The sequence below is a fragment of the Komagataeibacter intermedius TF2 genome (assembly GCF_000964425.1).
In the GTDB taxonomy this organism is placed as follows: domain Bacteria; phylum Pseudomonadota; class Alphaproteobacteria; order Acetobacterales; family Acetobacteraceae; genus Komagataeibacter; species Komagataeibacter intermedius.
Genome location: NZ_BANF01000219.1, coordinates 1 through 434, shown reverse-complemented (window position 1 = coordinate 434; position 434 = coordinate 1). Strand labels below are relative to the sequence as shown.

Sequence of the window (434 nt, the reverse complement as noted above, 5' to 3'; positions counted from 1 at the left end):
CCGTTGAAGACCGGCACGTCGATCCAGCGATAGTTCGGACGGAAACCGATGCACCAGAGGATCGAGGTGATCCCGGCGGCCTTCAGGTCCAGCGGAGCGTTGCTGCCATCAGGCTCCCAGACCGGCACATAAGGGGCTTCGGTCGGGGCCGTGATCCCTTCACGGGCGATGTAGGTGTCGATGGATTTCTTGATGTCGGCATTGGTCCTGTCCGCATCATCAAGGTTTTCCGCAAGATCCGGCGCGAAGTGCGCCACTTCGTCACGGATGGTCTCCAGCGTGCCGTGCAGGCCCACGCCTTCCTTTGCAAACAGTCGCAGATCAAGGTCATGCCCGCCATTTCGGCCCGTGACGTAATGATTGGTCTTGTCGCGTGCGCCATCACGCAGGGGGTGATTATCCACCGTAAGGTCGTAGAAGTGCATGTCCGCAAG

The 434-nt window shown here is 59.9% G+C and carries 1 pseudogene; it reads right to left on the bottom strand.

Features of this window, described 5'->3' with window-relative positions:
- Positions 1 to 434: pseudogene (locus tag B7449_RS16495) on the bottom strand (MSMEG_0569 family flavin-dependent oxidoreductase); the annotation flags it as partial.